This window comes from Neobacillus sp. NPDC097160 (assembly GCF_044762155.1).
Classification (GTDB): Bacteria; Bacillota; Bacilli; order Bacillales; family Cytobacillaceae; genus Neobacillus.
Genome location: NZ_JBIWDU010000017.1, coordinates 77,449 through 103,150, shown reverse-complemented (window position 1 = coordinate 103,150; position 25,702 = coordinate 77,449). Strand labels below are relative to the sequence as shown.

General features: G+C 38.6%; 27 protein-coding genes and 2 riboswitches. Of the genes, 7 read left to right on the top strand and 20 right to left on the bottom strand.

Features of this window, described 5'->3' with window-relative positions; translation table 11 throughout:
* Positions 1-18 precede the first annotated feature (18 nt).
* The 7 genes from ACIQXV_RS22290 to ACIQXV_RS22260 all read right to left on the bottom strand — a co-directional run bounded on the left by ACIQXV_RS22290 (position 19) and on the right by ACIQXV_RS22260 (position 6,399).
* On the bottom strand, positions 19-843 hold the full coding sequence (locus ACIQXV_RS22290) for an electron transfer flavoprotein subunit beta/FixA family protein (protein WP_402962204.1): 825 nt from the start codon (positions 841-843) through the stop codon (positions 19-21).
* Positions 844-1,410: 567 nt separating this feature from the next.
* Positions 1,411-1,653 carry a Spo0E family sporulation regulatory protein-aspartic acid phosphatase gene (locus tag ACIQXV_RS22285; RefSeq protein ID WP_402962202.1) on the bottom strand — a complete coding sequence of 81 codons (243 nt, stop codon included), beginning with the start codon at positions 1,651-1,653 and terminating at the stop codon, positions 1,411-1,413.
* Positions 1,654-1,880: 227 nt separating this feature from the next.
* Complete coding sequence (locus tag ACIQXV_RS22280; protein ID WP_402962200.1) at positions 1,881-2,411, bottom strand: 1,2-dihydroxy-3-keto-5-methylthiopentene dioxygenase; 531 nt, start codon at positions 2,409-2,411, stop codon at positions 1,881-1,883.
* A 27-nt stretch (positions 2,412-2,438) separates the two neighbouring features.
* A complete protein-coding gene (locus ACIQXV_RS22275) occupies positions 2,439-3,068 on the bottom strand; it encodes a methylthioribulose 1-phosphate dehydratase (protein WP_402962198.1) in 630 nt (209 codons plus the stop codon).
* Positions 3,062-3,736, bottom strand: a complete 675-nt coding sequence (locus ACIQXV_RS22270; RefSeq protein ID WP_402962196.1) for a 2-hydroxy-3-keto-5-methylthiopentenyl-1-phosphate phosphatase — start codon at positions 3,734-3,736, stop codon at positions 3,062-3,064. The genes ACIQXV_RS22275 and ACIQXV_RS22270 overlap by 7 nt, the downstream gene beginning before the upstream one ends.
* On the bottom strand, positions 3,737-4,948 hold the full coding sequence (locus ACIQXV_RS22265) for a 2,3-diketo-5-methylthiopentyl-1-phosphate enolase (RefSeq protein ID WP_402962302.1): 1,212 nt from the start codon (positions 4,946-4,948) through the stop codon (positions 3,737-3,739).
* Between the two features lie 74 nt (positions 4,949-5,022).
* Positions 5,023-5,134: riboswitch (SAM riboswitch) on the bottom strand.
* 86 nt (positions 5,135-5,220) lie between these two features.
* Entirely contained in the window at positions 5,221-6,399 is a 1,179-nt protein-coding gene (locus ACIQXV_RS22260; RefSeq protein WP_402962194.1) for a pyridoxal phosphate-dependent aminotransferase, read from the bottom strand.
* A gap of 118 nt (positions 6,400-6,517) precedes the next feature.
* On the opposite strand from ACIQXV_RS22260, the gene ACIQXV_RS22255 reads away from it, so the two are divergent.
* Both ACIQXV_RS22255 and mtnK read left to right on the top strand, forming a co-directional pair.
* Positions 6,518-7,303, top strand: a complete 786-nt coding sequence (locus ACIQXV_RS22255) for a carbon-nitrogen family hydrolase (RefSeq protein ID WP_402962192.1) — start codon at positions 6,518-6,520, stop codon at positions 7,301-7,303.
* Positions 7,304-7,369: 66 nt separating this feature from the next.
* Positions 7,370-7,529: riboswitch (SAM riboswitch) on the top strand.
* 100 nt (positions 7,530-7,629) lie between these two features.
* Positions 7,630-8,814 (top strand): S-methyl-5-thioribose kinase, encoded by a 1,185-nt coding sequence (gene mtnK / locus ACIQXV_RS22250; protein WP_402962190.1) that lies wholly within the window; start codon positions 7,630-7,632, stop codon positions 8,812-8,814.
* Between the two features lie 97 nt (positions 8,815-8,911).
* Here mtnK and ACIQXV_RS22245 read toward each other — a convergent pair whose 3' ends face one another.
* From ACIQXV_RS22245 to ACIQXV_RS22235, 3 genes are all read right to left on the bottom strand, one after another.
* Complete coding sequence (locus ACIQXV_RS22245; protein WP_402962188.1) at positions 8,912-10,042, bottom strand: PAS domain-containing sensor histidine kinase; 1,131 nt, start codon at positions 10,040-10,042, stop codon at positions 8,912-8,914.
* 178 nt (positions 10,043-10,220) lie between these two features.
* On the bottom strand, positions 10,221-12,515 hold the full coding sequence (locus ACIQXV_RS22240; RefSeq protein WP_402962186.1) for a thiamine pyrophosphate-dependent enzyme: 2,295 nt from the start codon (positions 12,513-12,515) through the stop codon (positions 10,221-10,223).
* Positions 12,515-13,528: a 2-oxoacid:acceptor oxidoreductase family protein gene (locus ACIQXV_RS22235; RefSeq protein ID WP_402962184.1), complete on the bottom strand. Its 1,014-nt coding sequence runs from the start codon at positions 13,526-13,528 to the stop codon at positions 12,515-12,517. Before ACIQXV_RS22235 ends, ACIQXV_RS22240 begins: the two co-directional genes overlap by 1 nt.
* Before the next feature lie 400 nt (positions 13,529-13,928).
* Here ACIQXV_RS22235 and ACIQXV_RS22230 point away from each other — a divergent pair, with 400 nt between their 5' ends.
* On the top strand, positions 13,929-15,680 hold the full coding sequence (locus tag ACIQXV_RS22230) for a B12-binding domain-containing radical SAM protein (RefSeq protein ID WP_402962182.1): 1,752 nt from the start codon (positions 13,929-13,931) through the stop codon (positions 15,678-15,680).
* Between the two features lie 15 nt (positions 15,681-15,695).
* Here the strand turns inward: ACIQXV_RS22230 and ACIQXV_RS22225 are convergent, their stop codons facing one another.
* Both ACIQXV_RS22225 and ACIQXV_RS22220 read right to left on the bottom strand, forming a co-directional pair.
* The gene (locus tag ACIQXV_RS22225) at positions 15,696-15,830 is read right to left on the bottom strand and encodes a hypothetical protein (protein WP_402962180.1); all 135 of its coding nucleotides are present in this window, start codon (positions 15,828-15,830) and stop codon (positions 15,696-15,698) included.
* Positions 15,831-15,992: a hypothetical protein gene (locus ACIQXV_RS22220; protein ID WP_007086172.1), complete on the bottom strand. Its 162-nt coding sequence runs from the start codon at positions 15,990-15,992 to the stop codon at positions 15,831-15,833.
* A 133-nt stretch (positions 15,993-16,125) separates the two neighbouring features.
* On the opposite strand from ACIQXV_RS22220, the gene ACIQXV_RS22215 reads away from it, so the two are divergent.
* Positions 16,126-16,479 carry a DUF3905 domain-containing protein gene (locus tag ACIQXV_RS22215; protein WP_402962178.1) on the top strand — a complete coding sequence of 118 codons (354 nt, stop codon included), beginning with the start codon at positions 16,126-16,128 and terminating at the stop codon, positions 16,477-16,479.
* 136 nt (positions 16,480-16,615) lie between these two features.
* Positions 16,616-16,819 (top strand): alpha/beta-type small acid-soluble spore protein, encoded by a 204-nt coding sequence (locus tag ACIQXV_RS22210; protein ID WP_402962177.1) that lies wholly within the window; start codon positions 16,616-16,618, stop codon positions 16,817-16,819.
* 41 nt (positions 16,820-16,860) lie between these two features.
* Here ACIQXV_RS22210 and ACIQXV_RS22205 read toward each other — a convergent pair whose 3' ends face one another.
* The 4 genes from ACIQXV_RS22205 to ACIQXV_RS22190 form a co-directional block, all read right to left on the bottom strand.
* Positions 16,861-18,057, bottom strand: a complete 1,197-nt coding sequence (locus tag ACIQXV_RS22205) for an anti-sigma factor domain-containing protein (protein WP_402962175.1) — start codon at positions 18,055-18,057, stop codon at positions 16,861-16,863.
* Entirely contained in the window at positions 18,054-18,800 is a 747-nt protein-coding gene (sigI, locus tag ACIQXV_RS22200; RefSeq protein WP_402962174.1) for an RNA polymerase sigma factor SigI, read from the bottom strand. Before sigI ends, ACIQXV_RS22205 begins: the two co-directional genes overlap by 4 nt.
* A 189-nt stretch (positions 18,801-18,989) precedes the next feature.
* Entirely contained in the window at positions 18,990-19,457 is a 468-nt protein-coding gene (locus ACIQXV_RS22195; protein WP_402962172.1) for a hypothetical protein, read from the bottom strand.
* 162 nt (positions 19,458-19,619) lie between these two features.
* Positions 19,620-21,200, bottom strand: coding sequence for a peptide chain release factor 3 (locus tag ACIQXV_RS22190; RefSeq protein ID WP_402962170.1), 1,581 nt, complete (start codon positions 21,198-21,200; stop codon positions 19,620-19,622).
* A gap of 173 nt (positions 21,201-21,373) precedes the next feature.
* Between ACIQXV_RS22190 and ACIQXV_RS22185 the strand changes: the two genes are divergently transcribed.
* Entirely contained in the window at positions 21,374-21,634 is a 261-nt protein-coding gene (locus ACIQXV_RS22185; RefSeq protein ID WP_402962169.1) for a hypothetical protein, read from the top strand.
* 144 nt (positions 21,635-21,778) lie between these two features.
* Complete coding sequence (locus ACIQXV_RS22180) at positions 21,779-23,515, top strand: AAA family ATPase (protein WP_402962167.1); 1,737 nt, start codon at positions 21,779-21,781, stop codon at positions 23,513-23,515.
* A 75-nt stretch (positions 23,516-23,590) separates the two neighbouring features.
* On the opposite strand, the gene ACIQXV_RS22175 is transcribed toward ACIQXV_RS22180, so the two are convergent.
* The 4 genes from ACIQXV_RS22175 to ACIQXV_RS22160 all read right to left on the bottom strand — a co-directional run bounded on the left by ACIQXV_RS22175 (position 23,591) and on the right by ACIQXV_RS22160 (position 25,644).
* The gene (locus ACIQXV_RS22175; protein ID WP_402962165.1) at positions 23,591-23,737 is read right to left on the bottom strand and encodes a YjcZ family sporulation protein; all 147 of its coding nucleotides are present in this window, start codon (positions 23,735-23,737) and stop codon (positions 23,591-23,593) included.
* Positions 23,738-23,758: 21 nt separating this feature from the next.
* Positions 23,759-23,863 (bottom strand): YjcZ family sporulation protein, encoded by a 105-nt coding sequence (locus ACIQXV_RS22170; RefSeq protein WP_402962164.1) that lies wholly within the window; start codon positions 23,861-23,863, stop codon positions 23,759-23,761.
* 295 nt (positions 23,864-24,158) lie between these two features.
* Positions 24,159-24,584: a CotY/CotZ family spore coat protein gene (locus tag ACIQXV_RS22165; RefSeq protein ID WP_402962162.1), complete on the bottom strand. Its 426-nt coding sequence runs from the start codon at positions 24,582-24,584 to the stop codon at positions 24,159-24,161.
* Positions 24,585-24,813: 229 nt separating this feature from the next.
* Positions 24,814-25,644 (bottom strand): undecaprenyl-diphosphate phosphatase, encoded by an 831-nt coding sequence (locus ACIQXV_RS22160; protein ID WP_402962160.1) that lies wholly within the window; start codon positions 25,642-25,644, stop codon positions 24,814-24,816.
* Positions 25,645-25,702: the final 58 nt, after the last annotated feature.

Here is a 25,702-nt window from a genome sequence, read left to right as displayed (position 1 = left end):
GCACAAAGATAATCTTTATTATTTAGACGACTGTAATGTTAACAGGTCCTTTTTCTCCATCAAGACTTCCATGAGTTTACTAACTTGCTCATCAGCAGACCCCTCAAGTCTTTTACCACCTTCAGGTCTAGGAGGTGTAAACATTTTACCAACAATTGTTGGCGAACCTTTTAATCCAAGCTGAGTACGTTCTACATTTTCAAGATCACTTACCGCCCAGATAATGGGTTCATATCTGGCTGCTTTAATCATGTTCGGCATTGGTGAATATTCGATATCATTAATTTCCTTTTCAACAGTTAACAAGCATGGCAATTCCGCCTGAATTAATTCATAACCGCTTGTTAACTTCCGTTTAATTAATACCGTTTTTTCCTTTTGATTAACTTCCGTTACTTCTATTACATTTGTAACAGGTGGAATATCCATTCTTCTTGCGATACCTGGTCCAACCTGCCCTGTATCTCCATCGATGGCATGTTTTCCACAGATCACCATATCTACAGGGAGATCCTTGCTGATTCTTTCTAGTGCTTTAGATAGGGCATAGCTAGTTGCAAGTGTGTCAGCACCCGCGAAGGCACGATCAGAAATTAAATAGCCTCTATCTGCACCTATTTCAATACTCTTTTTAATAACAGCAGTTGCTTGCGGTGGTCCCATTGATAGTACCGAAATCGTACCACCCGTTTTTTCCTTAATTTTAACGGCCTCTTGCACAGCATGGGCATCGTAAGGATTCAAAATGGCTGGAGCACTTCGGCGGTCGAGTGTGTTTGTTTTTGGATTAATTTTAATAATTTTTGTATCAGGTACTTGTTTGACACATACGACAATGTGCATGTAGGACTTTCCCTCCTCCATATAATCTAAGTTTGATGAAAGCGTTTGCTCTTTTTGGTTATATAAAATGCTTTTATTAACGATATATGAATCGCAACACAAGCATAGTACCAAACAATGATTGTTTTCATTTTTTTCTTACTTGCTTTAACTAAAACAATGAATCATTGGACATACATACAGACTAAGACGTTCTATGAAGCGGTTTCTACAAAACTATTGGAGTTGAAGTAATAACTAGTTGTGGTAAGATATGTAGTTAATCATGATGTGAGTTTTCAATAAAATTAGTACTAATATAACTATATGAAATATTGAGATATAAACAATGATAAAAATCACAGCTTATGTCAAAAAATGTAGATAATGATGATAGGATTTTGAGGATTAATTGTGGGCCCCCTCAAGGGGAAAGCGGATCGTTTAATTCAATAGAGAATGGTGTACGAAATACACAGGGAAGGCCTTCTTATCACTTTATTTTTAATTCAATAACGAATACATAAATCGAAGGCCTTCATTATAGCAACCTTAACAGGGCTATTCATCCTTTCTACGTGTCAGGTATTAAACCAGAACTTTGGGCCAAATCATAATCATTTGTTTAAAGGCAAATTTCACTTCTTCATTTGGCCTTGAAGTTTGCCCAATGGTCCTTTGGTACATATTAATTAATTCATCTAGTTCTTGGCTGTATTTAATCGTTTCATCACTCGTAAAACCCAGTCTATTAGCGCTATTGATCATTAGTTCTCGTTTGACCTTTATCTCTTCAATCATTTCAAATTGTTTATTACTATACTTGTACAATGTTATCCTCCTACCCGTTTCTACATACTGTAATCTGCCAAAAAAGTAGACTACTTGAAGAATTATGACAACTATTTTATTAAAAGTAAACACTTTCGCAAAAGTAGACAAAACATTCTATTTCTTTTGTTTTTCGACAAATTCCACAGGGTCATTCTTGTAATTACGACAAAATTAATTTAAGAAAAAAACTGGCTAGCAGAATCTGCCAGCCAGTTTTTTTCTTATCATTTCACTTCTTCTTTTTCATAAATTGGTACCCAGCCTTCGGTTGTAACAAAGATTCTTACGGCGACAACTTTTCGGTCATCTTCAAGAGTAAAGTAGTGTCTTGTATTTTCAGGAACTGATATCAAATCACCTGGATTTAAATGTACGTCGAAAAACTCTCCATCTTTACCTTGGATGACAAATACACCGTGGCCGCTCACAATAAATCGGACTTCATCATCTGTGTGATGGTGCTCATTTTTAAAGTTTGTAAGCAGAACGTCAAGATTCGGTGTATGATCGGATAAAGAGATGACATCTTGGGCTTGATAGCCTCGTCTAGCAGAAATATCGGTAATTTCTTCAGCAAAAGTAGTTAAAATTTCTGCCTTTTCCTCATCGCTCAAAAGATATTTTTCAACCAGCGACGCAGGTAGCTTACGAATATCCCAATTTTCATAAATAACCTCCTCTGCTGCAAGGAAGTTCGCTACTGCCTCTTGTTCGTGAATTTGCTCATCTTTGTTTTGGAATGTAATATAAGCCATTGTAAATCTCTCCTTATAAATTAAGTATTAAACTACGTTAAATAGTTGATATGGTTTATGTTCTAATAAACGTAGCTGGTAGCGGAATAGAAATTCTGAAGCTTCAAGAATTTTCTTTGCTTCAAAAGCGTTCCTTCCCCATACGGTAATCCCATGGTTTCTAATCAAAACAGCACCGGTATCTCCTAAAACATGTTCAGAGAATTTACTCGCAAGTGTCGGAATATGAGCAAAGTTGCGAATAATCGGGATTTTTAAGACAGCATCCTCTTCCCACTTATCAAAGGCTTTAATTAGTTCCTGCCCCTTAAATGTTACCTCACCATTGTCTCCATAAACTTCAGAGATGACGTTATTATCAATTGTATGGACATGGAGGCTGCAGCCTGCATTCGTCTTGCGGTAAATTTCAACATGAAGAAGTGTTTCGGCTGAAGGCTTTAAATAGGTTTCGCAGGCAGCATGGCCAAATTCGTCTACAAGTAAAAAGTCTTCGTCCGTTCGCTTTCGCTTATCCTTGCCACTAGCTGTTACTAGAAATTGAAGCGGTTGGTCACTCACTTTAATTGCAAGGTTTCCGCTTGTTCCCATAAACCAGTCGCGCTCTGCCAGCTCATCCTTAACATCTGCTAATTCAGTCCATCTTTCGGTTAACATGTTGGCTCACCCACCTCAATTCTTTTATTAATTTCTTCGATACAATCAAAGAAGGTATGAAAACCTTGATGGTTAATACCCCATTCCACACATTTTTCCTCAAGCAAATCCCTTGCCAGCACAAAGTCAGCATGCTTCGCGGCCTCAAGATCGGTTACAGAATCTCCAATTACTATTTTGAAGCTGTCTTCACCGTAGTTTAGTTGACGAATAATGCTCGGCTTACAGCAGCCGCAATCATTTTCACATAAAGCGTCACATTGATTGGGCCAAAGAATCTTGATGGTCTCACCCGAAAAATCTGATTCATTACAATAGATTCCTGCAAACGGTGCATACTCCGCTAATATCGGCTGAACAAAAAAGTCAATACCGCCACTAACAATATAGAGTGGAATCCCTTTTACACGTGCAAATTCAACAAACTCTTTGAACCCTGGTCGGATTTTGGCATTCTCAATTGCAAACGATGTAATTTCTTCCTTCAAATCACTTGGTAATAAAGAAAATAGTTTGCCTACTCCCTCATTGATAGAAATTTGGCGGGAAAGAATTTGATCCTTGAGCTGTATCCACTCTGGAGGGGCAAATTTTTTCATAATGGCGATGATATTATCACTTTCTGTCACGGTCCCATCAAAATCACAGAAAATCACTGGTTTAGTCATTTAGACGCTCACCTCGGCATTTCCCCAGAGCTGTAAGGCCTGTTTAAGTTCAGGGTACTGTTCCGCACCTTCCACCAGCAACTTCCCATTGAGATTCGTTTCAATCGCCTGTCTAAAGGCAATACCCCCGCCGCGTGCACCACCCGGATGTCCATGTACCCCGCCGCCGGCATTGATGACAGAATCAACGCCAAAATCACCAATTAATAATGGTACAAGACCAGGGTGTATTCCCGCTGATGGAACAGGAAAAGCTTTTTTATAAACATCTTCTATCGTTAGTTCTTCAGCTATGGAAAGGGCTGCATGTTTCTCTAGTGCTACTGTTCCATATGGTGATGGGAATAAGGACAAGTCTGCCCCGGCATAACGGAGAAGCTTACCAAGTAACAAAGAATGTGAAAAGCCGAATTCAGGTGATGAGGTTAATGCACCACTGACCGCAGGGTGGGCCATGAGCGGCAAGTCAATTTCTCCATCTTCCCTTAGCTCCTGCAATACATCTAACCCATACGAAAATACATTAAACAGCAGGAGGTCTGCCCCGAGTTCTGCTGCCTTTCTTGCTTTATCACGAAGCTTAGATGTCCGTCCAGTAAGGTTTACTGCGTATAATGTCCGGTGTCCAGTCTGTTCCTGTACCTCCTGCAAAACGGCTTTTCCAGCAGTAATTCTTTTTTCAAATGGTGTTAATTCATTTTCAAATAGAATTTCATCATCCTTCACAAGATCAACACCACCAAGAGCTTGCTCTTTTAGCTGTTCCGATAAGAAATGAATGTCTTTACCCAGCACTCCTTTAAAAATGCTCATTAACAGCGGCCGGTCGTAAACATTTAATTTGTTGCGAAGCCCTTCAATCCCATACCTTGGACCTGGGAACAAGCTCTTTAATTTATCATCAAACTGCAAATCTAGTATTTTTATTTTCCCATCCAAAGAAAGCTTTCCAAAAACCGTCGTTAAGATAGCCGGCAGGTCATTAGAAAAATTAACGGTTGGATAGGCAATCCTAATAAGTGATTGATCCTCATTTGCAGACGGTAACCCCTCGATGGAAACGACTCTGCCTTTATGCTTGCGCAATTGACTTTGCTCTAATTCAGGCAAGTTCGTCCATGATCCAACAGTTAATCCAAGTGCAATTTCCTCGGCTTTTTTTTCTGGATTCTTTTCATCATGTAGTAGATATGTCGCAATTAATTCAGACATTTCATTCATCTTCCTTTCAAAAAACATAAAAAACCTCTTCAAAAAAGAAGAGGTTAGCATAACAAACTAACATCTTCTCATCTTTCAACATAATGCTGCAAGAATTAGCACCGTGCTTAAAACACAAGTTTTAAGTCGGTTGCCGGGCTTCATCGGGCTTTTCCCTCCGCCTGCTCTTGATAAGAAAACGATTCGTATTTATTCACTTTTTAAGTTATTTAAGTTTTTTAACTTTATTTGAGATTATCCCAAGAAAAAAATAAAATGTCAACTTATTTTTTAAATATTTCTAAACAACTTATTCTTCTGACAGCTTCCGTTAACCGCTCCTCAGATGACAATAGACCTACTCGGACATAGCCCTCGCCAAACTCTCCAAAGCCATTCCCCGGTGCAACCATTATATGTGCTTGATCCAGAAGAATATTGGCAAATTCCTCAGATGTAATCCCATCCGGCACCTTTAACCAGGCAAAAAATGAACCCTTCGGTGCCGTGACATTCCATCCCAGCGACCGAAGACCATCGATTAATACATTTCGTCTCCGTTCATAAAGCTGGTTTAACTCTTTAACACAATCCTGCGGGCCGGTTAATGCTTCGGCCGCTGCCTCTTGTACCGCCCCAAATAAACTTACATACAGATGATCCTGAAGTAATTCAATAGCAGTAATGACACTTTCATTTCCTACGGCAAATCCGACACGCCAGCCTGCCATATTATAAGTTTTCGATAACGTATATATTTCAATCCCAACTTCTTTTGCTCCTTCAACCTGCAGGAAGCTCAATGGTTTTTCACCATCAAACCCGATTGCGCCATAGGCAAAATCATGAACGACACAAATATTGTTCACACTTGCCAGCTTTATTGTTTCCGCAAAAAATTCTGAAGTGGCCGTAGCTCCTGTCGGATTGTTTGGATAATTGAGGAACATTAATTTTGCCTTTGAAAGAATATCAGCAGAAAGTTCATTAAAATCCGGCAAAAAATGATTTTGCTCTCTTAATGGCATTGTTACCATTTCCGCGTTTGCCAGTGCGACTCCAGACAAATAATCAGGGTAACCCGGGTCGGGTACGAGAATGGTGTCACCTGGATTTAACAAGCACTGGGGTATTTCTACTAGTCCTGCTTTGCCGCCAAATAAAATGGCTACTTCTTTATCCGGATCAATTGTTACCCCGTATTCTTTAAAATAAAAATCCGCCGCAGCTTGTTTTAAATATCGATGTCCTTGAAACGGAGAATACTTGTGATTCAGAGGATTTGCAGCCGCTTCTTGAAGCTTAGCAACAATATGTGATGGGGTCGGCTGATCAGGGTTACCTTGACCTAAATTAATCACATCATGTCCCTCGGCAATATATTCCCCAACCTTCTTCACAAGCCCTGCAAAAAACTGTTTTGGCAGACTATTTAAAAGTTCTGATGATGGAAATTGCTTCATCTATTTCACCTGCTTTATTAGTTTTCAAAATTCATTTGAAATTCTAGTGATAAATGTTATAACTTTTATATCAGCTTGTAAAGATAAAATTCCGAAATTTCTTAAGAGGTGAAGATTTGTGAAATTAAAAATTACTTGTCTACAAATGGATATCTCCTTTGGTGACCCTTTAAAAAACTATCAATCTGCTGAAAGGTTAATTGAAAAAGCAATGAATGAGCACCCTGATATCATTGTCCTTCCAGAACTGTGGACAACAGGCTATGACTTAACACGACTTGATGAGATTGCCGACAAAGATGCCAAGCAAACGATTGAATTTCTCCAAAATGCGGCAAAGAAATTTCATGTTCATTTTGTAGGAGGCTCTGTGGCAAACCGTGAAGAAAACGGGGTAATGAACACACTGCTTATTGTTACAAAAGATGGCCAGCTTGCTCATCGCTATAGTAAACTACATCTTTTTAAACTAATGGATGAGCATCTCTATCTGCAAGCCGGTGCTGAAAAAGGATTATTTCAGATTGAAGATCAGTCGTTTGCAGGTGTTATTTGTTATGATATCCGTTTTCCTGAGTGGATTCGTGCACATACTTCAGAAGGAGCGGAAGCATTATTCGTTGTTGCCGAATGGCCTTTACTACGCTTGGAGCATTGGCGTGCTCTTTTAATCGCGAGGGCAATTGAAAATCAATGTTATGTGATTGCCTGCAACCGATCTGGTAGCGATCCGAATAATCAATTTGCCGGACATTCGATGGTAATTGATCCTTGGGGAGAAGTGATTGCAGAGGCTGGGGAAAAGGAAGAAATCTTATCCACCGAGATTGATGTGGCGCTAGTAAAGGAAATCCGTAAGAAGATTCCAGTTTTTGAAGATAGAAAACCACGGTTTTATAAATAATTTTCAAAATATATTGACACTATATTTATGAAACTGTTATTATTTTTACCATATTGAATAGCTTTACTCTTATCACGAGCTGGCTGAGGGATTTGGCCCTTTGAAGCCCAGCAACCGACCGGATCTCCATTTTTTTAAATGGGGCGCAGTTAACGCGTGGGGTTATTTTCCCAATATGGCACGGTGCTAATTCCAACAGAAGGATAATCTTTCTGAGAGATAAGAGGTGTGATAGACAATGTCTTCTAGCCTCTTTCAGATGAGAAAGAGGCTTTTTTAGTGCCTTATTGCACTTTTAAAGCCTCCATAACAAGGAGGAATTTATTATGAGTCAACTTAAGCAAACGTCATACGAGCCATTAACTGAACCTGCCGCCATCGAATTGGCATTAAGTCTACCTATTTTCACTGAAAATGCAGAACTATCCTGCAGGGAGATTGGTGATGGTAATTTAAATCTAGTTTTTCATATAGTCGATGTGAAGGGTGGAAAAGGCGTTATCATTAAACAAGCTCTTCCTTATGCCAAAGTCGTTGGCGAAAGCTGGCCGTTAACTTTAAAAAGGGCCAAAATTGAAGCAGATGCCTTAAAGACTTTTGGGCAGCTTGCACCAGATTACGTTCCCAAGGTTTATTTTACAGATGACGTGCTAGCCGTCACTGTAATGGAGGATCTTTCCCATCTTTTAATTGCTAGAACGGGATTTATTAACGGGGAAACATACCCGCTAATCTCTAAACATTTGGGCGAATATCTCGCCAAAACACTATTCTATACGTCAGATTATGGCTTAGGCCCCGCTGCAAAAAAAGCGCAGGTGCAAAAGTTTATCAATCCGGAGCTTTGCAAAATTACCGAGGATTTAATTTTTACTGATCCCTATTTTGATGCGGACACAAACGAATTTGAGGATAGCTTACGGACTGACGTCGAAGCTCTTTGGCAAGACGCGGAACTGAAGTTTCATGTAAATGTGTTGAAAAGAAGCTTTTTAACACAGGCAGAAGTTCTCCTCCACGGTGACCTGCATACCGGAAGCATTTTTGCAGGCAATTCAGATACAAAGGTCATTGATCCAGAGTTCGCTTTCTATGGCCCTGCCGGTTTTGATATTGGCCAAGTATTTGCGAATCTTCTCTTCGAGGTTATTGCGAACGATTCAAAACGTGATCACTTTATTCGTCATATTGAAACAGTATGGAGTGTCTTTAAAGACGAGTTTTCACGTCTCTGGAATACAGAAAATAAAGAGCTTTCTGCTAAAACTGATACATTCTTAGGCTATAATTTATCAAAGTTTTTTGAGGATTCCATTGGATTTGCCGGCTGCGAATTAATCAGAAGAACGATTGGACTCGCACATGTTGCAGATTTAGATAGTATTGAAGATGAACAAATTAGATTAGCAGCCAAACGGACGACATTAGAACTAGGGAAAATCCTAATTAAACAACGAAAAGAAATCACCGACGTCCCCTCTTTCATTGAAAAAGTCCATGGTGTATTGTAATCCCAATAAAAGCAATCCGGATCCATTCGGATTGCTTTTTTATTCAGGTTTAGACTACATAATGAAAAAACACTTCCGGAAAAGGACGAAAGTGTTTTTAAACCATTGGGTTATTGTTGTTATGATTAGTTGGCAAATAAATATAAAAAATCGTCCCCTTCCCTTCCTCACTTTCAATGTTGATCGTTCCTTTATGTTCATCGATGATTCTATAGCTTACCATCAACCCAAGTCCCGTTCCCCGGTCTTTTGTCGTGTAAAACGGTTCACCAAGCTTTTTTATCTTTTCTTCAGAAATCCCCATTCCTTCGTCCTTGATTTTTATCTGAATTTGCTGGTTTTCCATTTTCTTGATGGTAATCGTAATATTCCCTCCACCTGGCATTACCTCGATAGCATTCTTTATTAAATTAATAAAGACCTTTTTCAATTGATTGGGTTCACAAAATACAAGCGGAAGCCCGGCATCATATTCTGTTACAAATTGAACGTTATAAAGAACCGCCTGCGCTGTAAGCAGGTCAACCGTTTCCTTCATAATTTGAATTATATCCTTTTCCTGAAAGCTAATTGCCTGCGGTTTTGCAAGGATTAGAATTTCATTAATAATTGAATCAATTCGTTGTAATTCTGTGGTAATAATTTGATAATACATCGAATGCTCTTTTGTAATACTGCCTTCAAGTAATTGAATGAACCCTTTCAAAGCTGTCATAGGATTTCGTATTTCATGAGCAATTCCTGCCGCAAGTTCACCAATTACATTTAATGTATCAGATTTCCGCAGCTGTTCTTGCATGACTACTTTTTCTGTTACATCCTTAAATACTGTAAAATTTACGCCCCCGACAATATCCCCTTTGGAAGAGAATTCAAAATATCTCTTTTTACCATCCTCCATTTCAAAGATGATTGAGGATGCGGTTTTTCCTTTATGAAGAAGCTGATCAATATGCTTCAAAATTTCTTGTTTTTTCCCCTCCAGCGGGGTATTTGGTTCATATACCCGGTTTCCAATTAATTTTTTCTTTGGTAAACCAATCATTTTTTCAGCGGCAGCATTTACATCAACAATCCGATGTTCATGATCCCAGAGAATAAGTCCGTCTATGGAATCTTCAAAAATCTGTCTGTATTTTTGTTCGCTTTTCTGCAAATCCGTTCCCTTCGTCTGTTCTATATTTTTATCATAAGGTAAAGGATATTCCTGATTGAACTGCTTCTCCAACTTATAGCACCCCGCGAACTTCTTTAATCAAGCAATCATATAGAATCATATATTCTACATAATACGCTAAAATTCCTTTTCTGCCGACCTACAAATTTTTCATTTATCACGAAGATGAATCAAAGTCAAACAGCAAAAAAACGCAAAGCACCAAAAGTACTTTGCGTTTTCAATTTTTTTATAACATTGAATTTTCATGTTTAGCCATTAGGCGCTGCCACCTTTTTTCTACTTCTGCTTCAAACTCTTCTAAAATTGGTTTATTATCCTCTTTTAGCAGATGTTTAGTTTTGCCCATATATTTTAACCATTCGGAAAGCGGAATGCGTTTATTCTTATCTTCCGGATTATACGTAATCGTGGTAACTCCTTGCTCTACTTCATATAGCGGGAAGAAGCAAGAATCTACTGCAGCTTCGACAATTTTCGTACCGAAACGGTCATCAGATTTCCAGTTTAATGGACATGTGATAAGAATTTTACCGTAAACCGTTCCCACATTTTGTGCGTACCATTGTGCCTTTGCACCTTTTTTCACTAAGTCTTGCGGAAATGCCTCTGATCCCGTAAACACATAAGGAATATTGGTGGCAGCCATAATTTGCGCTGTATCTTTATGATGAAACGCTTTTCCTTGCTGCTTCTTCCCTACTCCAGATGTGCTAGTCATATGACCCATTGGGGTAGAATAAGACATTTGTGAGCCCGTATTCATATAGCCTTCATTATCATACTCAAGCATAATCAGCTTATGTCCACGAAGCGCTGTACCAATGGCCGACCCCATGCCAATATCCATACCACCATCACCAGTGATCATCACAAAGGTTGCATCGTCGGAAATGTTAATTTCACCACGGCTTTTTAATTCCATAAACGCTTCCAGCGTACCTGATAATGTCGCAGCTCCATTTTGGAACAAGTTGTGCATCATCGTCTGCTTATGTGAGGTGCTCGGATAGCCAGTGGTGGTTACATAAGCACAGCCTGTTTGGAATAGGGTAACAATATCCCCCTCAATTCCTTTAAAGAATAGCTCTATACCTGCAAAAATTCCACATCCTGGACATGCCCCGTGGCCAGACGCAATCCGTTTTGGTTTTCCCGTCAAAGCACGAAGCGGAGGTATTTTCACCTTTAATTTATTCGTTTCTTCATCCATTTTCACATCAATTAAACCTGATTTATATACATCACCATGCTGCGGTAAAATGACAGGTTTAAGGATTTTTTCCGGGTTGCCAGGAATATGTCCATAGTAATCAAACGGCTTTTCAGCATAACCCTTTTCCATTGTGTCGATTGCCGTATCAAAGAACTTCTCGGCATCAGTAGCATAGAAATCTTTACCGCCAAGACCAAATACCCGACTTAACACGATTGTTTTGTTATTCTTGTCATCTTGAAGTGCCGATTTTACTTCATGTGTTAAGTTTGGCCCATTTGCACCGTAGGAATCTGCACGTTCACCAACCAATAATGATTTCACATTTTTAAGGGCCTCGCGTATTTCCTTTGCAGGGAAAGGACGGATGATATTTGGACTAATGACACCCGCCTTTATTCCTTTTTCACGAAGCTGATCAACTACATCCTTCGCTGATTCTGCAGCTGAGTTTAATAGGAAGAGAGCCACATCAGCATCTTCCATTTTATATAAATCGAGCACAGGATATTCTCTTCCTGAAAGTTTCGCATATTCTGCAGAAACTTCTTTAAATACTTCACCAGCATTGTAGATTGCTTCTGATTGCTGGAAATGATTGTTGATGAAATCATCACCGCTCATATGTGCACCGATGGTTACTGGCTTGCTCAAATCCCTCACAAAGTTGTAATCTGTCGGACATTCACCAACAAATTGCTGCACCACTTTGCGGTCTTTGAAGTATTCAACTCTGCGTTTTTGGTGGGAAGTAAAGAATCCATCATAAGCAACAATTACTGGCAATCGAACTTTTGAGTGTTCAGCAATTTTTAACGCCATAATATTCATATCATAAACGGCTTGTGGTGTTTTTGCAGTTAAAATAACCCAGCCAGTATTCAATGCATAATAAAGGTCAGAGTGATCTCCACGAATATCAAGTGGTCCGCTGACTGCACGAGTAACTAAATTCATAACCATTGGAAATCTAGTTCCTGACTGTACTGGCATCTGTTCAAGCATATATAAGAATCCATTTGCACTTGTAGCATTGAACACACGTGCCCCTGTAGCAGCAGCGCCATAGCAAATACCAGCTGACCCGTGCTCACCGTCTGCAGGTATCAACTTAATATCATGTTCACCGCGTGTCTTCATTTGATCTAAAAATTGGGCTACTTCTGTTGACGGTGTAATTGGGAAATAACCCATAATATGATAATTTATTTGAGCAGCTGCAGTTGCAGCCATTTCATTTCCTGATTCAAAGGTTGAAATTTGTTCTGCTGTACCTTGTGTCGTTAATTTATCTTCTAACATTGCCATTAAAGAATCCCTCCTGCTACATAAGGAAAGTTTTGTTTTACACGGTTTTCGTCAGCATATCCAAGCATTTCACGAAGATCGCCAAGGGCATCAGTTGGACAGGTTTCCACACATTTTAAGCAGCCTTTACAATATTGATAGTCAATTCCTTTAAGGAACATTTGTTTTCTGCCGCGCTTATCTTCTCCCTCTTCCCAAACAAAACAAAAATCAGGACATACATTATCACAAGCTGCGCAGTGAATACATTTTTCTTGTTGGAACTCAGGAAGAAATCCTTGGCGTGAACCGCTTAAATCTTTAAAAATACTATTTGCTTGCGAAACCATGACACCGCCAATTTCCTGGGTCATGTAGCCAAGCTGTGGAAGTGGACGTGTGAAGGCCTTCCCTTCAGCACCTTCTGTCACTTCATACGTTTTAAATTGAACTTCATTGTATCCGCGGTCAAACGTACGGATATTTGGTTCAACAAGATGAGGAAATTTCTTTGTAAATGTCTTGCGAATCACATCTCTCATTGATTCCGGATCAAGAAAATCACAAATACGATATAAAGCACCGAGCATCGCTGTATTTACTTTTGTTTTTTCCTCAACCGCAATGGCAAGGGCATCCACAATGGCAAGTGTACCGTATTCTAACTGTAAATCCTTTTTAACATCATCAAAATCTCTTGTAGTATTAACTAAAACGATGCCATCAGCATTTAAACCGCTGACAACATTAACAGTTCGGTATAACGCTTCATGGAAAACACCCACGATATGTGGTTGTTCAATTGGACTATGATCCCTGATTTCTACATCTGGATCACAAAAACGAATGAAGCTTTTTACTGGAGAACCTTTCTTCTCAGATCCATATGATGAAAAATTGGATCCTCTTAAACCAAGACTTAATACACCAGCTTCCGCTAACATTTTTCCAGCTAAGTTAGCTCCTAAGCCTCCGATTGATTCAAGCCGAATTTCAAAAAATCCCAGTTCATTTTTTTTCGGTAAAATAGACATAATGCCCCTCCCCATTTTAGAAAAGCGGAAGCACCTAGATAAGAAGCTTCTGCTTGACAATTTCGTTCATAAATTTCACACGAAAAAGACATAAAAATGTAACTTCCCCAAAGTTATTGTAGGACACTTACATTTTTTTAGCTGTGACAAAAGTTAAACATATGCCGGTATTTTTTATAACACATTACTTTTTTGTAAAGTAACTGTTAATATAACTGACTTTTTCGGGTTATCCAATTATATAACAGAGTGATGATTGTTATGTAACAGGGTTCATTTTATTGAGAAATCTTGTAAGTCCAATTATGTTGCTTGCTCGACAAACAGTTTGTCCGCTATCTTTTTGGTCTAAAATAAGATATAATTATTCTTTGTTTTATAATTGAAAAGGAGCTACTTTATGAATGTCATTTGTTCAACTTTGAATGCAAAGTTTATCCATACAAACCTTGCGATTCGCTATTTAAAGGCCTATGCCGCTCCGGAATTTAACATACAAATTAAAGAGTACACAATTAAGGATCCAGTTATGAACATCGTTTCAGAGCTTTATCAGGCAAAACCAGCGGTGATTGGATTTAGTTGTTATATTTGGAACATCGAAGAAACCCTAAAAGTGGTGAATATGCTTAAAAAAGTTGATCCGTCGATCATTATTGTCTTAGGTGGACCTGAAGTAACCTATGATACGATGGTTTGGATGGAAGAACATCCCGATGTCGATTATATTGTCATCGGCGAGGGTGAATTAACCTTTAAGCAATTATTAACTGAAATCGAAACAGACAATAACTATCGAAATGTCCATGGAATTGCCTATAGGGATCCGGATGGCCATGTTATCATGACACCGCAAATGAATAAACTAGATCTTAAAGAGCTTCCATCACCATATCGCTTCCCCGAGGATATTCCGACTTTAGGCAAGCGCGTAACCTATATTGAAACAAGCAGGGGCTGCCCATTTAGCTGCCAGTTTTGCCTTTCTTCTATTGAAGTAGGGGTTCGTTATTTTGATAGGGAAAAAATCAAAGCCGATATCCGCTATTTAATGGAAAATGGGGCAAAAACCATTAAGTTCGTTGACCGCACCTTTAATATCAGCCGAAGCTATGCCATGGAAATGTTCCGCTTTCTAATTGATGAGCATCTTCCCGGCACCGTGTTTCAATTTGAAATTACTGCTGACATCATGCGTCCGGAGGTAATTGAATTTTTAAACCAAGAGGCTCCAAAAGGACTTTTTCGCTTTGAAATTGGCGTTCAGTCCACAAATGACTTTACAAATGAGCTCGTCATGCGGAAGCAAAATTTTGCAAAGCTGACCAGAACCGTAACAATGGTAAAAGAAGGCGGCAAGATTGACCAGCATCTCGACTTAATTGCTGGACTTCCGGAGGAGGATTATTCATCTTTTCGCAAAACCTTCAACGATGTATTTGAGATGAGACCGGAAGAATTGCAACTAGGATTTTTGAAAATGCTGCGGGGTACAGGGGTACGCCTGCGTGCTGCTGACCAACAATATGTATATATGGATCATTCCCCCTACGAAATCCTAAGTAATAATGTTCTTTCTTTCGACGATATTGTCAGAATCAAACAAGTTGAGGATGTACTAGAAAAGTATTGGAATGACCATAGAATGGATTACACTGTAGAATACTTGGTAACAAATGTCTTCCCTTCACCATTTGATTTCTTCCAGGAGTTTGGATCATATTGGGACGAGCGGGGATGGTCAAGAATTGGGCACCAGCTTGAAGATTTATTCCGTCGATTGTTCTCCTTTCTTGAACAAAAATCTGTCGAAAATCTTGATGTGATTGAAGGACTTATGAAGTATGATTACCTTAAAAATCATAAATACAAGCCTAGGAAACCTTGGTGGGAAACAGGTTTTGACAAGACTAAGCGAACACAATTGTATAAACAAATCATTGAGAACCCAGACCTATTAGGCCAAGAGTTCAACGAGCTAAAACTTGATGAAAAGGAATTATTTAAGCATACGATGCTAGAAGAGCTTTCCTTTGATTTATCAAAGTTTTTAATAACAGGAGAGATTAAAAGCCATCCAGCTTGCCTATTGGGCTACTTTGATCCATTAAATAATCGGACTCTCATTTTCCCTTTTACAGTAAAGAAATAAGCCGGACTTTCCGGCTTATTTTTTTTTACCTAATTTGTATTTCTTTAATCCCTCTTTCGTTTCATACAGCTTTGATCCATTCACATCACCGTACTCAATACTGAATTCTTCAGTCGGAATGCGAGGAGGCATTTTACGGCGGTCTTTCACTTAACTTCTTCCCTTTTTCCCTAATTTTGAATTGCGGTTGGCAAACCTAATGGCATTGTTATTATCAGTAAACTCCGCAGAAAATTCACTTTCTTGAACATTTTTGTGAGGTGTCTTCGTATATTTTTCCACTGCATCAAATTCAGCTTTTCGCTTTGCCATGACGTTTTCCTCCTAAAAAAATTATCCGTACTTCCATAGTTTTAAACAAATTGATTATAATCAAACATTCCTTTTTTTTCATAAATAAAATTTCCTTTCAAGAAGAAAATAAGGAAAAACAGGAGTGAGCAGAATGAAACAGTCAAAAAATAAAGAGGTTGCTGAGCAATTAACGATAAACGAAACAATGCCGCATCAAATAAATGCTCCAAGCTTTGAAGGTACCGGCATCAAAATGGAGGCGCCTTTTGTTAACAAACATGGTGTTACAATTGGTGACAGTATGTATGCTTCCGAAAATTCTCCTTTAGAGAATTGGTCAAAGAATACAGACCCTGAGGTAATGGCTGGTGACGAATGGGTCCATCCTACAAATGATATTGGCTGGAACACCACAGAAAATCGTGAGCTGCTTGAAAGTAAAAGAAAACCTCAAGCCGTCCCGTTTATGCATCCTACAAAAGATGTTGGTAAAGGGACAGATTAAAAAGAAAAGCGGAAGACTCTAATCTTGATTCAAATACCAGTTTGGCAAAACATTACCACTTATGAAAACGGTACAGAGATAAATAATACATTTACAGAGGTTTAGAATCTCTGTAAGAAAAAAGGAGTTGACCAAAATGGCAAATAGCAGCAATAAATTATTAGTACCTGGGATTGAGCAGTATTTAGATCAGGTAAAATACGAAATAGCTCAAGAATTCGGTGTTCAATTAGGTTCAGATACAGTTTCCAGAGCAAACGGGTCAGTAGGTGGCGAGATTACAAAAAGACTTGTACAACAAGCACAAGCCCAAATGTCTGGACAGTTTACCAAACAATAATTAAATAAATATGGAAAAAAGTCCGGTTTTTAGCCGGACTTTTACTCATTTTTATGATTTTTTTGATTCCAATGATTTTGCTGATTAGAATCATTCTCCTGCTGTTTCTGATTCCACTTGTTTTGTTGGTTACCATTCCCTTGTTGTTGACCTTGATTTTTGAATTGCCCTTGGTTTTGGTTCCCTTGATTTTGGTTCCCATGGTTTTGGTTCCCTTGATTCTGGTTCCCATGGTTTTGGTTCCCTTGATTCTGGTTCCCATGGTTTTGGTTCCCTTGGTTTTGGTTCCCTTGATTCTGGTTCCCATGGTTTTGGTTCCCTTGATTTTGGTTCCCTTGGTTTTGTTTCCATTGGTCTTCATCAGCTTTTTTCAATTGACCCGGAGGAATAGAATTCCCTTCCCAACCTTTCGTTCCACCTTCCGGTTTGCTTTCAGTTAATCCATTATTTTGAACATCATCACCCTGTTTTTTTTGTTGACCAGGCGAAACCGCCTTATTAGTTTCCGATGATATGGCTTTTTGTTCCTGTTTCTTCTCGATAGTATTCTGCTTTTCCTTTTGAGAGGACTGATTTTTATTTTCCTGGTATTTTCCTGTAGAAATCCCATGTTCACGTGCTTTTTCGCGTTCTTTTTCCGTGCCTATTAATACTATCAAATCTAATTTCTGATTATCTGCCGCTTCTTTAATACTATTCATTTTCTTTTGCAGTTCTTTTTCTGCTTTTTTCTCTGGCTTTTCAGTCCGCACTGTAGTTATAATGACATGTTCGTTATTTGTAAGTAAACCGGCTTTCTTCATTTCAACTAGAATGGACTTTGTCAATTCAGAGACATCTTTTTTCTTCCAATCATTTAGTTCTGACACGATTTTCTTTCCTTCTTTATTGAAACCAGTTAACTCTACAACCTGCATTTTTTTATTTACCCCAAACTCGATACTTGGATTCGCATCAATAGACATATAGGCATAAGCATTATTAGTTTGATTGAGTGGAATAAATGAGCTAAGAAAAAAGAATAGGACTGCTATAGCGGCCCAGACCGATTTATACTTAAAAATATTTTTTACAGAAGCCCACGGTTTTATGTAATTGACGCTTTCAATCGGGGAAAAGTGAATTTCTTCACCCATTGTATATGGGTGGTCTTGTCTTCTTGCCCGTAGAAACTCACCTTCGGGGGTTAAAAGCGTTAAATGAGCATCATCTATTTCCATTATTATTCCTTTTTTCATGGTTCTAGCACCCCCTTTATATAATCCTTCATATACACATAATCACTTGATAATATAAGTGCAATCGCTATAATATATTTTCGGTTCCGTTCAATCGTCTTTCTGCTGACTTTCACCATTTTTTCTAATTGCTTAATGGGAAGCCGCTTTTTTTCAAATAATAGTTCTTTTAATTCATGGTTTTCGACTAACATTTTCGCTATCAAAATAGCGCTTTTCCGAGCATCAGCATGCTTAGGAGAATTTTCAACCAAGTCGCTAAAGCTTAAATCAAAGGTTGTTAATAAATTCTGAAAATGAAGAATCTCATCCCTTCTTAATTGTTCGTCATTCTTTTTATGGTACTCATCAAGGGAAAGTTCATTTACAATAACCATTCCTGCTGATTCTTCTTCTTGACTGGCATTGGTTATATCAATACTGATATGTTGATTTTTAGTCTGTTTGCGAATATAGTCAATAACTCTTCTTTTAATGATTACTTCTGAAAAACTTAGTAGAGAGCTTCCACGCTCTGAAGAGTATTTTTCTATTGCTTCATTAAATGCGATTAGGCCAATGCTAAATTCATCATCAGTTTCATATATATACCGCCTGCATACAGAAGATACTGTTTTTGCAATAAACGGCTTATAAGCATCAATTAGTTCATCAATCAAGAAGCGATCACCATGTTGAATTAACAGGACAGTTTCTTCTAACGTTCTTTTTTTCTTGTTGGTCATAAACAATAAACCTAGCATTTGCTCACCTCTATTCGACCAATTATAACATATGACTGTTACTTTGGACTTTATCGGTTAAGCAATTTTTACAGCCGCATTTACTACAAAGGTACGTTTCCACTGAAATCATTTGTGGGGGTTTAAAAATATTTTTTACAAAAAAAAATGCTTCAACCCAGTAAATCCTGATTTGAAGCATTAAGATAATTATTTCGTGTGAAGTTTTGCAGCTAATAAATATTTAATAAAAAACCCAATTAACAGCCCCGGAATTAAAAACAACATTGGTAAAAAAACAGGACCTGGGTGGATTTGGAAAATCGTCACTTTTGGCGATACCATTAAACCAACTGTGACAAAGTACGCACAAAAAACAAAAGGCAAAAAGGAATATTTTTCATCTGCCGGCATGGCAGAGCGATAACCATCCCACATAGAAAACAAATAGACACATGGATAAAACATAAGCCATTGATAGTCTATGACCGCCTCAGCCTTTTCGATTTCGCCTAAGAAACTGTACATGATCGCCTGGTTAAAGCGGCTATTAACATTCATAACAAATTCTAAAACAACAAACAATACTCCTTTGATATAATGGCCCATTAACAATTGACTGAAACCAGGAAAAGCAATATTCCATAATACGGCTTCCAATTTGCTCATTTTTTTCATAGTACAATCCCGCTTCTTTTTGGCAATTTTAGAATAACAAACTTCTCAGTTAGCTTATCCATTCTAAGGTTAAAATAACGGGGAATCACAAAACATTCAAAACCTTAATCTTTCTAAAAAGTAATAAAAAAAAACAGCAGGATTATTCCCGCTGCAAATTTTCTATTCGTGTTGATCCATTGGATTGTACAGTTTGACATTTGGATTTTTTTCTTGGAACCATCTTAGAGCAAAGTCGTTTTCAAATAAAAATACCAAATGGTCATAACGATCTTTTACCAATAGGCTTCGGGAACTTGAAAGGTTTTCATCAACCGTATCGTTTTCAACCCACCTGGCAATTTTGGACCCCATACGTTCCATTAAAACCTCAGCATTATACTCATTTCTCATCCGATGCTCAAATACTTCAAACTGAAGCTGTCCAACAGCTCCTAATAAATACTCATCCATCCTAACTGTTTTAAAGAGCTGGATTGCTCCTTCTTGAACAAGCTGCTGAATACCTTTATAAAAGGATTTTTGCTTCATAACGTTCTTAGCTGAAACCTTAACATATAATTCTGGAGTAAACTGCGGCAATCTCTCATATTGGAAATCATCCTTGCCAGTTGTAATCGTATCGCCAATTTGGTATGTGCCTGTGTCATATAAACCAATAATATCGCCACTAACAGCTTCATCCACTGTATTTCGTTCTTCAGCCATGAAGGAAGTTGATTGGGAAAGCTTTAATTGCTTTCCTAAGCGCGGAATATTAACGGTCATCCCACGTTCAAACTTTCCGGAACATACTCGCACAAAGGCTATCCGGTCACGGTGTGCAGGATTCATATTGGCTTGAATTTTAAAAACAAATCCTGAAAACTGTTCTCCTAATGGATCAATTTCTCCAATCGAAGAATTACGCGCCTTCGGTGGGGGAGCAAATTTTAGATAGGACTCAAGAAATGTTTGGACACCAAAGTTTGTTAATGCACTTCCAAAGAATACAGGTGTCAAGGTGCCTGCTGCCACTTTTTCAGCTGAAAATGAATTGCCCGCTTCATTTAGCAACATGATTTCATCAAGTGTTTGGTCATACAGTCCTGACGATTTCAATGGATGGTCTCCTGCAATTTCCCCATCATCATTTAATGGGATAAACCGCTGATCATCACCTACACGAAATTGTTCAACTCGATTGTTAAAACGGTCATATATGCCGAGGAATTCTTTTCCCATTCCAATCGGCCAGTTCATCGGATACGATTCGATTCCGAGAACTTCTTCTAGTTCAGCCAGCAACTCAAGGGGCGCTTTCCCTTGGCGATCTAGCTTATTCATAAACGTAAAGATTGGAATACCACGCATACGGCATACTTTAAATAATTTTAGTGTTTGTTCCTCAATCCCTTTTGCCGAATCGACAATCATCACCGCACTGTCTACAGCCATTAAAGTTCTGTACGTATCTTCACTGAAATCCTGGTGTCCTGGTGTATCCAAAATATTGACGCGAATTCCATTATAATCAAATTGCATTACACTGGATGTGACTGAAATTCCACGTTGCTTTTCAATTTCCATCCAGTCACTTGTGGCAAATTTCCCTGTTTTTTTTGCTTTAACAGTACCGGCATCACGAATGGCTCCACCGAATAATAATAATTTTTCCGTTAGTGTTGTTTTTCCGGCATCCGGGTGGGAAATAATCGCAAATGTCCGGCGTGACAATACTTCATCTCTAAAATTGTTACCCATCTTGTCTTCCTCTCTTCTAACAATCAAAAAAATTTTTTTCCATAACTTCAATCTTATCTCGCAAACGTTCAGTTTGCAATATTTCAATTGGTTGACATTGATTTTTTCTTTAATCTCCTATGGTAAAATAATATAATAAGGGTGTACATAAATGAGATACCCTAGGAGGATATATGGAAATTAATAAAATTGATCAACAAACATTAGCATTGTTGCATAAAGCGTTCGAAATTGTCCTCGAGCAAAACAACGTCACCTATAATAAAATTGGCATTGCTGAAGATGGTGAGCAGCTATTATTTTTGTATGAAGGAAAAGACGAAAAAGTTCATGTTTTTAATTGGAGTAAAACATCAAGCATTGGGGTTAGCATTGGTGTCCTTGCACAAAGTGTCCTAATGCCGATTATCCCGCATCTTCGTTTATTATCATAGAATTCCAAAACACACTTTCCAAATTCCGGTAGTGTGTTTTTATATTCCTAATACACGTTTTCCTTTCCTTCCACTGATTCCCATATCCATTTTTCTGGGATTTCCCTTATAATAAGGAAGACTCTGTTAAAGGAGATGAAGCAAATGAATCAAAGTAAAAAAATAGTTTCAAAGTTTATTCCGCTATTCACAGCGCTATTATTAGTCATGGCAGGTTTAGTTTGGTATTTCCAAACTTCAAATAATGAGGTTACCATCCCATTCTCTTCTGTCGAGAAAACCATTCAAAGTCAAAATGGAGCAACAGTTACTCTTATAGAACGGGCGGACGGAAGCCTTTATATAAAAGCAGGAAAGTCAGAATTCGTTTCCCATGTACCACCAAATAGTCAAATGATTGATAAACTTGTGGAAAAATATAATATCGACTATTCATATTCTACTAGCAGCCGTTATGGAAAATGGATTATGGGCGGGATTATTCTACTCCTTGCGGGAGCCGCATTTGCCTTGCAAAAAACAAAAGGAGGCTTTGGCCTTCATAACTCAATGAAAAATAGCGTCGCAAAATCACGCCCCCTCCCTTCAATAAGCTTGGAAGATGTAGGTGGACTTGGTGAGGAAATGAAAGAAGAAATAATGCAAACTCTCTCTACCTTAAAAGAACCGGAGCGAGCTATTAAGTTAGGAATTAAACCACCTAAAGGGATTTTATTATACGGACCTCCGGGAACTGGTAAAACCTTATTAGCTCAAGCAATCGCTCGTGAATTAAATGCCGCTTTCTTCTCTGCGAGTGGCTCAGCTTTTAATGAATTGTTTGTAGGTGTTGGTGCCAGCCGTGTCCGTTCCTTGTTCCAAACGGCTAGAAAACAAGGTCCTGCCGTCATTTTCATCGATGAGGTTGATGCACTAGCCGGTAAACGAAAAGCACATGGCGGCGAGGAAGCAGAAAAAACATTAACGGAACTTCTTGTTCAGCTTGATGGCGGTCATTCCAATGATGGAATTTTGTTTATTGCTGCAACAAATAGAAAGGACATGCTTGACGAAGCCTTTCTAAGACCGGGAAGAATTGACTTCTCCTTTCAAATACCACTTCCAGATACAAAGGGAAGGAGAGAAATTATTAACATTCATACAAAAGGCAAGTCTTTTGCAAAGGATGTTTTTGCTTCGTTAGATGACTTGGCTGAGAGCACATCTGGTTTTTCAGGTGCAGAGCTGCAGTCCCTTTTTGAAACAGCGAGCAGACGTGCGGTTAGAAATGGCCAGGATATGGTTCAAAAGCAAGACCTTGATTATGCCCTTGACCGGACCATTTTAGGAAGCACCTCTCGTTCCCTAAAAGATCTTGACACAAAACGGAGGGTTGCCATTCATGAAGCCGGCCATGCGATTGTTGCCTCGTTAACGAAGCCTGGTTCGGTTAGAAAAGCTACCATCATCCCTCGCGGAGAGGCTCTAGGCTACGTAGCACCCATTCCAAAAGAGCTGCATTTGTCGACAACCTCTGACCTGCTTGACCGTGTTGCTATGGTGTTAGCCGGCGGAGTTGCCGAAAGAATGTTTCTTGGTGAACACAGCATCGGTGTTAGCGGAGACGTTGAGCAGGCGAAACAAATTATCGAACAAATGGTGGATACAGGAATGCTTCAAGACGGATTCACCCTCACATTTAACAAACAAGCGAAAGAGGCGAAAATGCAGGAACTGTTCGCAAAAGGCCTAGAAAAAGCAGAAACCTTAATTCAGGGCCATCAACATCAGTATCAGCAATTAGTAGCTGATTTATTAAAGAAAGAAACATTGGAAGGTTCAGAAGTGGAAAAGATTGTTTGGGGGTCATCAAACATCACTGAAAACCTGGTTCTTGCATAAACACAGCAAAAACCCGCGGGATAAACAAGCGGGTTTTTGTGATTATTAATTATATAACTGTCAACTCTTTTCAAATTACCATCTAAAGCAAGCTGCTCCAACAATTATTAGAAGGATAAACAACACTACAATTAGCGCGAAGCCGCCGCCAAATCCAACCCCTCCGTAACCACAGCCACAGCCACCATAGCCGTAGCCACCAAAACCACCATATCCAAACATTATATGTCCTCCTCTTTTATATTAATAGAATCCGCAACCCCAAGAAGCTCCGATAATGATTAACAAAATAAACAAAACGACTAGTAGGGCAAATCCGCCGCCATAGCCACCTGCTACACCAGACATTTACATTACCTCCTTTTTGAATTCCATATATCCTATTCACCTAGATAAAAATGTGCGATAGACACATATCCATATAAGTAAGTTTTGAAAAAAAAGAATAAGCCCATTCTTTAGCAAATGTGCTGCTTTGACCCATATGTATGTTTGTCCTGTATAATTGTCACTAATGGTAATAAAAGCAAGTCGTACCCTTTACATGCATTGTCCTTCTAAAGAAATGATTCACACTTATTTAGAAAAATAATTAGGGTCCGTCCATCAAACTAGTATACTGCAGACCCTAATTCCTTTATTATCAACATTTTGGTTCAATAATGGGCAGCTCCCGATTAACTAATTTGGGGGATAACGGCTGAATCGTACAAAAGCATTTCAAGTCTACAATCATGCAGTTATCAGTTTTTAACAGCGAATACACATCATCACATAATTCTACCGGGCAGCCATCCATGTCTACTGGCATAAGGAGTGATAGCGTTGCGCAACAATGTCTTGGGTCAAGATTTTCTAACCTAAATACTTGTGTTGTGAAAAATTCTCCATACCTCGTTACCCCAAAAGTTTCAAATGGACATTTCCCATTTGAAAGGATAAATGGGATTGTGTCAAAGCCAATTTTTTCAAAAATGAAACGAAATCCTTCAAATGAAAGTTTTTGCTGCTCCTCAAGAAGTTGTTCCATTTCTTCACAAATACACTCGCCACATCGACTCTTTTCCATCCACCTACCTCCTTCCATTTGCTGAATATCTATCCCCTATTTTAAATTATTCTATTCTAACCTGATGGTATAGGCTCCTCTCTCCATGAAAACAGGTATTTATCCAAAAGGGCATTTAACGGGGATAAACCAAGTAACCCCCATATAGGACAAATGTTATGATGTTTATTTCTTCCAACAAATTTTCGCATAAAAAAGACAGCCCCTAAAAAGGAACTGCCCAAAAAATTTATAAGAAAACCAAATAAATGATTAATGCTAATACGATACGATATATTGCAAAGGGTAAAAGCTTTATTTTATTTATCAGCTTTAAGAAAAAGCGAATGGACAGTAAGGCAAATATAAAGGCACTAATAAACCCTGCAATAAATATCGGCAGCGCATCCATCGTCATATATTCCCAGTTTTTCAATAGGGAAAGAAAGCTTGCCCCCGCCATAATCGGTACAGCCATGATAAAAGTAAAGTCAGCTGCAGCTCGATGGCTCATACCCATCAGTACCCCGCCCGATATAGTTGAACCAGACCGAGAGAACCCTGGCCAAAGTGAGAAGCATTGAAAAAGACCAACCACTAATGCTTGTCCATAAGAAATTTGATCCACTGTTTCTACTTTGGGATTCTTTGGCCCAATGACATCGGCAAGAATCATTAACACAGCGCCAATCACCAAGCCAATCAGAACGGTTGCTGTGGAAAATAAGTGGTCGTCAATATAATCATTAAAGAGAACCCCAAGGACACCAGCTGGAATTAACCCAACAATAACTTGTGTTAATTTAAGCCGGCCGCCATTGCCACCTTTATGCTTATTGAAGTGTCCTAAACTTAACAAATCGATAAAACGGTCTTTAAAGGTGACGACAACGGCGAGAATTGAACCAAGCTGAATGACCACTTTAAACGTGTTGGCTCCATGCTCAGTTAAAAACCTTTCAGATTTAAGCCACATATCATCAACTATTATCATATGTCCAGTTGAAGAAACCGGTGCGAACTCTGTTAACCCTTCTACTAATCCTAAAATAATTGCTTTAATCATCATAAGTAAATCCATGTAGTCATATCTCCTAACTTTATTTGCCGCAGATTATTTTTCCCAAACACAAAAAAAT

What these genes read in the sequence shown, in the direction of transcription:
- ACIQXV_RS22290 (WP_402962204.1), bottom strand. Translation starts at nt 843, where the DNA reads ATGCACATTGTCGTATGTGTCAAACAAGTACCTGATACAAAAATTATT.
- ACIQXV_RS22280 (WP_402962200.1), bottom strand. Translation starts at nt 2,411, where the DNA reads ATGGCTTATATTACATTCCAAAACAAAGATGAGCAAATTCACGAACAA.
- ACIQXV_RS22275 (WP_402962198.1), bottom strand. Translation starts at nt 3,068, where the DNA reads ATGTTAACCGAAAGATGGACTGAATTAGCAGATGTTAAGGATGAGCTG.
- ACIQXV_RS22270 (WP_402962196.1), bottom strand. Translation starts at nt 3,736, where the DNA reads ATGACTAAACCAGTGATTTTCTGTGATTTTGATGGGACCGTGACAGAA.
- ACIQXV_RS22265 (WP_402962302.1), bottom strand. Translation starts at nt 4,948, where the DNA reads ATGTCTGAATTAATTGCGACATATCTACTACATGATGAAAAGAATCCA.
- ACIQXV_RS22260 (WP_402962194.1), bottom strand. Translation starts at nt 6,399, where the DNA reads ATGAAGCAATTTCCATCATCAGAACTTTTAAATAGTCTGCCAAAACAG.
- mtnK (WP_402962190.1), top strand. Translation starts at nt 7,630, where the DNA reads ATGAGTCAACTTAAGCAAACGTCATACGAGCCATTAACTGAACCTGCC.
- ACIQXV_RS22240 (WP_402962186.1), bottom strand. Translation starts at nt 12,515, where the DNA reads ATGGCAATGTTAGAAGATAAATTAACGACACAAGGTACAGCAGAACAA.
- ACIQXV_RS22235 (WP_402962184.1), bottom strand. Translation starts at nt 13,528, where the DNA reads ATGTCTATTTTACCGAAAAAAAATGAACTGGGATTTTTTGAAATTCGG.
- ACIQXV_RS22230 (WP_402962182.1), top strand. Translation starts at nt 13,929, where the DNA reads ATGAATGTCATTTGTTCAACTTTGAATGCAAAGTTTATCCATACAAAC.
- ACIQXV_RS22220 (WP_007086172.1), bottom strand. Translation starts at nt 15,992, where the DNA reads ATGGCAAAGCGAAAAGCTGAATTTGATGCAGTGGAAAAATATACGAAG.
- ACIQXV_RS22215 (WP_402962178.1), top strand. Translation starts at nt 16,126, where the DNA reads ATGAAACAGTCAAAAAATAAAGAGGTTGCTGAGCAATTAACGATAAAC.
- ACIQXV_RS22210 (WP_402962177.1), top strand. Translation starts at nt 16,616, where the DNA reads ATGGCAAATAGCAGCAATAAATTATTAGTACCTGGGATTGAGCAGTAT.
- ACIQXV_RS22205 (WP_402962175.1), bottom strand. Translation starts at nt 18,057, where the DNA reads ATGAAAAAAGGAATAATAATGGAAATAGATGATGCTCATTTAACGCTT.
- sigI (WP_402962174.1), bottom strand. Translation starts at nt 18,800, where the DNA reads ATGCTAGGTTTATTGTTTATGACCAACAAGAAAAAAAGAACGTTAGAA.
- ACIQXV_RS22195 (WP_402962172.1), bottom strand. Translation starts at nt 19,457, where the DNA reads ATGAAAAAAATGAGCAAATTGGAAGCCGTATTATGGAATATTGCTTTT.
- ACIQXV_RS22190 (WP_402962170.1), bottom strand. Translation starts at nt 21,200, where the DNA reads ATGGGTAACAATTTTAGAGATGAAGTATTGTCACGCCGGACATTTGCG.
- ACIQXV_RS22185 (WP_402962169.1), top strand. Translation starts at nt 21,374, where the DNA reads ATGGAAATTAATAAAATTGATCAACAAACATTAGCATTGTTGCATAAA.
- ACIQXV_RS22180 (WP_402962167.1), top strand. Translation starts at nt 21,779, where the DNA reads ATGAATCAAAGTAAAAAAATAGTTTCAAAGTTTATTCCGCTATTCACA.
- ACIQXV_RS22175 (WP_402962165.1), bottom strand. Translation starts at nt 23,737, where the DNA reads ATGTTTGGATATGGTGGTTTTGGTGGCTACGGCTATGGTGGCTGTGGC.
- ACIQXV_RS22170 (WP_402962164.1), bottom strand. Translation starts at nt 23,863, where the DNA reads ATGTCTGGTGTAGCAGGTGGCTATGGCGGCGGATTTGCCCTACTAGTC.
- ACIQXV_RS22165 (WP_402962162.1), bottom strand. Translation starts at nt 24,584, where the DNA reads ATGGAAAAGAGTCGATGTGGCGAGTGTATTTGTGAAGAAATGGAACAA.
- ACIQXV_RS22160 (WP_402962160.1), bottom strand. Translation starts at nt 25,644, where the DNA reads ATGGATTTACTTATGATGATTAAAGCAATTATTTTAGGATTAGTAGAA.